1 protein-coding gene is annotated in these 648 nt (G+C 39.7%); it reads left to right on the forward strand.

Annotation, left to right across the window (positions count from 1 at the left end):
* Positions 1-648, forward strand: a 648-nt coding sequence (locus tag D8863_RS10745; protein ID WP_125441871.1) for a DEAD/DEAH box helicase, incomplete at both ends; no start/stop codon positions are given.

Here is a 648-nt window from a genome sequence, read left to right on the forward strand (position 1 = left end):
GCAACATGCTTTTGATGATGCTTTCCCTTATGTTGAAACGGATGATCAACTTCGTAGTATTGAGGAAATCAAGAGAGATATGCAGGATTCTCACCCCATGGATCGACTTTTGGTTGGAGATGTTGGTTTTGGGAAGACTGAAGTAGCAATGCGTGCTGCTTTTAAGGCAGTCAATGATCACAAACAGGTGGTCGTTCTAGTTCCAACGACGGTTTTAGCGCAACAGCACTATACGAATTTTAAGGAACGATTCCAAAATTTTGCTGTTAATATTGATGTGTTGAGTCGCTTTAGAAGTAAAAAAGAGCAGGCAGAAACACTTGAAAAACTAAAGAATGGTCAAGTCGATATTTTGATTGGAACGCATCGTGTTTTGTCAAAAGATGTTGTGTTTTCAGATTTGGGATTGATGATTATTGATGAGGAACAACGATTTGGTGTCAAGCATAAGGAAACTTTGAAAGAACTGAAAAAACAAGTAGATGTTCTAACCTTGACAGCAACGCCAATCCCTCGTACTCTCCACATGTCTATGCTGGGAATCCGAGATTTGTCTGTTATTGAAACTCCTCCAACCAATCGCTATCCTGTTCAAACCTATGTATTAGAGAAGAATGATAGTGTCATTCGTGATGCTGTCTTGCGTGA

This window comes from Streptococcus oralis, from assembly GCF_003943825.1.
Taxonomy (GTDB): Bacteria; Bacillota; Bacilli; order Lactobacillales; family Streptococcaceae; genus Streptococcus; species Streptococcus oralis_CD.